Origin of the sequence: Epilithonimonas hungarica, assembly GCF_900102265.1 — a bacterium.
In the GTDB taxonomy this organism is placed as follows: domain Bacteria; phylum Bacteroidota; class Bacteroidia; order Flavobacteriales; family Weeksellaceae; genus Epilithonimonas; species Epilithonimonas hungarica.
Window position 1 is genome coordinate 1 of sequence record NZ_FNBH01000008.1, and the last position, 3776, is coordinate 3776.

Consider the following 3776-nt stretch of genomic DNA (forward strand, 5'->3'; position numbering starts at 1 on the left):
GCATAGATGTTCTTGACCGGAACGACTACTATCCCTTTGGGATGAACATGCAGGGCGTGGACTCTTCCTTTGATACGATGGGGTCGTTCCTGAACTACAAGTACAACCGGAAAGAACTGCAGGAGACGGGCTTTTATGACTATGGATGGAGGCAATATATGCCGGACCTGGGAAGATGGTTCGGGATGGATAAATTATCTGAGAAATTTCACATGATGAGTCCGTATGCGTATGCTGCGAACAATCCGGTTATGTTTTATGATATCGATGGGAGGGATTTGCCTGGATGGCTCCAAACACTATGGGATAAAACCAATAATAATCAAATTACAAGTTTTGGAGGATTTGATTCCAATGGCAATGCAGGCTGGTCAACGACAGGAGGTTCTTTTTCATCTGCGCAATTTACTTCTTTTGTTAACTTCTTACAGGGTGGCGGAACAGGTAATTATACTTTCTGGACCAACGGTTCCGGTCACGATACTGTAGGTTATAGCAATGGAGCATATAATGGAGATATTCAAGGGGTTGTTGGATATAATATCAATATTACTGATAGCAATGCTGGTGCTTGGAGAGGAGAACAGGCAAGAAGCAGGCTGCACGCCGCTATGGGAGATAGTATACCTGATGATTTGCAATCTATGCTGGATGGTATCGGTACGATTCCTATATTGGGAGAGCCTGCCGATGGAATGAATGGATTAATCTCTTTGGGAAGAGGAAACAAAGCACAAGCGGCATTAAGCTTTAGCGCAATGATACCAATTTTAGGTTGGGGTGCTACGGCTATGAAGTTTGCTGAGAAAACAGCAGGGAAAGAATTATTTAATTTTGGAGCAAAGGCAGCGGAACATATGGCTGATCCAGCGAGGGCTGTTCCCGTACAAGTTTTAGAACAGGCAATAAAAGGTTCGGTTGGAGTTCCTGATCCTAGAGGATCAGCAGCGTTAATGCATTATATCGAAATGTCGAAAAATGGAAAATTATATAATTTAGAAGTTCTTTATGATGAAGCATCTAATTCTATTTGGCATTTTAAATACTCTACAAAATAATTAATTCATCCATATGTACAATAAAACTGATAAAAGAAGATTATATCAATTAATGGATATGTATTTAACTGATTTTATAACTGCATCCGTTTTTTGCGATGAATTTTATTATTCATACGATTTAGGAATTGATAATAATACTCTAACCAATATTGAAAAATTAGTATTTTCCGATTTAAGTAAAGTTTCCAGCAGATTTTCAGAATATGAAGAAGATCATAAATTAGATTCTAGAGCTTTTACTACTGCAAAAGAATTAAGAGAAAAGATAATTGAGACTAGGGAAAAATTAGAATCTGAAAATCCCATTGATTATTTATAAATAAAAACAAAAAGCCAACCTGACCTTGGGAGATGGTTCGGGATGGACCAATTATCCGAAAGTTATAGTTCCACAAGTCCATACGCCTATGTTGGCAACAACCCTGCAATGAACTATGACCCGGATGGAAGGGTGACGAATGACTGGATGATGGGCTTCTGGTATGGGTCTGGAAGTGGAAGCACGACGTGGACGAACACGGGAGACGGCTTCACAAGTGACAGGACGTATAGCAACGGGATGACAGGGCACTTCAGCTATGGCGGGGAGTTCACGATGTCCAATATGATACAGGAGGTCGTGATACAGGCAAAGGGAAATTCCAATACTTGGAACTCCTCTGTCAACTATGCCTTTAACAGCCTGTCTCTGATGAGCGGTATTAGAGGCGCAATAGGGAACTGGTATGGTGAGCAGGCAAGAAGCAGGCTGCACGCAGCGATGGGCGATAACATTGCTGATGATTTGCAAGGTATGCTGGATGGATTTGGAACTATTCCCTTTTTTGGGGAGGTTGCTGATGGGATGAATGGTCTGATATCCTTGGGAAGAGGCAACAGAGGACAGGCAGCATTGAGCTTTGGTGCAATGGTACCATTTTTGGGTTGGGGAGCTACGGCTTTCAAATATGGAAAAGGAATTAATGTTGTTGCAACAGATTTCAATAAAGTGTTGCCAACACAAGATTGGATAAATCCAGCTAAAGTACTAGAATATAAAACTTTGTTAATGAAAGGAGAGAAAATTCCTGCAATAGAGGCATATGTGCAAGGGGGAAGGACATTTATTGAAGATGGGCATCATAGATTTGTAGCATATATGGAAGTAGGCATTAAGCCAGTAATTACGGTTAAAAATACAGGTGGCCCTGTTGGTTTTCCAAATTGGTTAAGTACAACTTTTCAAACACCTTAAATATTATGGGATTAGAATCTATTAATTTCCTTTTTTACTCAAATAAACCGATTAAAGAAATATTAGAAGGTAGTAGTAAAATAGAATTGTTAGAGAATAAAAAATATGTATACAGAAAGGAAGATTCTTTTTGGATTGATATAGAGATTCAAAGTGATGTTTGTATATCAATTAGAATAACTCTAAGCAATCCTATTAGTTCGATTTTTGTAGCATTAGATGACTTATTTAATTTTTTATTTAGCTTTAATGGTAAATTAAAAAGTTTAAATTCTAAAGAAACTTTTGTCGAATATAATATTATTACTAAAGAAAAAATTTTTGATATATATCTTCAACGTAGAAAAATTTTTGAAGATATGTATGGGAATTATAATGCTGCAATAAGCTCTGAAGAATTTTATAAAAGAAGACGATATTAATAAATTTAATGATAAGCTTATATTTAAAGTAGAATTTAGATGATAGAATATAATTGCAGAGTTTGTGGATTTAATATTTTTCCCGATGAATTTTGGGAAGATGAAAGTCCAACATATCTAATCTGTCCATGTTGTGGATGTGAATCGGGTAATGATGACTATAAAATTGATTCAATAAAACAATATAGAGATATTTGGATAAGTAAAGGTGCTAAATGGTTTAATCCTAAGGAAATACCTGAAGATTGGCATTTAGAAGAACAGTTAGAAAAAATTCCAACAAAATTTAGGTAAGCTCTATACGTATGCGTCGAAATTTGATTTTTGGTGGCATTACAAGAAATTTGTATCAAATAGGAGGCTCCCTTAGAGGTCAGGATGGAGTTTTTGAATGGATAGTAGATCATGGCGTAGGTGTTACACATAGAAGATTTATCCCAAGTGGAGTTGTTAATGGAATACCAAATCAAATAGTACGATGATAGATTTTAAAAAATACCTTACTATAACACAATCTGTTTTGTTTGTTGGGTTAAAAAATGATTGGCTAACAGCCAAAGAAACAGTTGCAATAATTAATGAAAATAATTTTAATCTCAATTTTGATGAAATAACATTAGTAGATATTAATCTAAATGAAGATAATAAAATTATATTATTGGATATTCTACAAAAAAAACTAAATGACCAAGAAATAGCAAAAGGAATGCATATTTGGCAGATTAGTTACTTAAGAGCTATTAAGAATTCAAATATTTCAATTCATCAAAAGCTTAGAGAAATTGAAATTCAATGGTCTAAATTTGATTATCCAGAATCTTGGAGAAATTTCATTTATTATATGCCTAATGAAAAAACAAATTCTGAGGAAGATATTTATTTGAATTTTTTGGATAAAGGATAATAAACCGATTGTAGGTAGGGGGGCTACAGCTATGAAGTTTGCTAAACCGGAAATAAAATTGGTCATGTTTCAAAGTTAGTGATGGAAATGATTTTCAATGATAAGTTGTTGAAAATCAGATCAGATAATAATTAATTGAATTTAAAAACGTGGGT

At 35.2% G+C, this 3776-nt stretch carries 6 protein-coding genes; all 6 read left to right on the top strand.

Annotation, left to right across the window (positions count from 1 at the left end):
* On the top strand, positions 1-1058 hold a 1058-nt coding region (locus BLT30_RS17985), incomplete at its 5' end, for an RHS repeat-associated core domain-containing protein (protein ID WP_317040544.1).
* Positions 1059-1071: 13 nt separating this feature from the next.
* Positions 1072-1380, top strand: coding sequence for a hypothetical protein (locus BLT30_RS17990; RefSeq protein WP_089875232.1), 309 nt, complete (start codon positions 1072-1074; stop codon positions 1378-1380).
* A gap of 42 nt (positions 1381-1422) precedes the next feature.
* Positions 1423-2295: a hypothetical protein gene (locus BLT30_RS17995; protein ID WP_089875233.1), complete on the top strand. Its 873-nt coding sequence runs from the start codon at positions 1423-1425 to the stop codon at positions 2293-2295.
* Positions 2296-2300: 5 nt separating this feature from the next.
* Positions 2301-2717 carry a hypothetical protein gene (locus tag BLT30_RS18000; RefSeq protein ID WP_089875235.1) on the top strand — a complete coding sequence of 139 codons (417 nt, stop codon included), beginning with the start codon at positions 2301-2303 and terminating at the stop codon, positions 2715-2717.
* A 39-nt stretch (positions 2718-2756) separates the two neighbouring features.
* Positions 2757-3011: a hypothetical protein gene (locus tag BLT30_RS18005; protein ID WP_089875236.1), complete on the top strand. Its 255-nt coding sequence runs from the start codon at positions 2757-2759 to the stop codon at positions 3009-3011.
* 184 nt (positions 3012-3195) lie between these two features.
* Complete coding sequence (locus BLT30_RS18010; RefSeq protein WP_089875238.1) at positions 3196-3621, top strand: DUF2247 family protein; 426 nt, start codon at positions 3196-3198, stop codon at positions 3619-3621.
* Positions 3622-3776: the final 155 nt, after the last annotated feature.

Coding starts and splice junctions, on each gene's coding strand:
- BLT30_RS18000 (WP_089875235.1), top strand. CDS start 2,301: ATGGGATTAGAATCTATTAATTTCCTTTTTTACTCAAATAAACCGATT.
- BLT30_RS18010 (WP_089875238.1), top strand. CDS start 3,196: ATGATAGATTTTAAAAAATACCTTACTATAACACAATCTGTTTTGTTT.
- BLT30_RS17990 (WP_089875232.1), top strand. CDS start 1,072: ATGTACAATAAAACTGATAAAAGAAGATTATATCAATTAATGGATATG.
- BLT30_RS17995 (WP_089875233.1), top strand. CDS start 1,423: ATGGACCAATTATCCGAAAGTTATAGTTCCACAAGTCCATACGCCTAT.
- BLT30_RS18005 (WP_089875236.1), top strand. CDS start 2,757: ATGATAGAATATAATTGCAGAGTTTGTGGATTTAATATTTTTCCCGAT.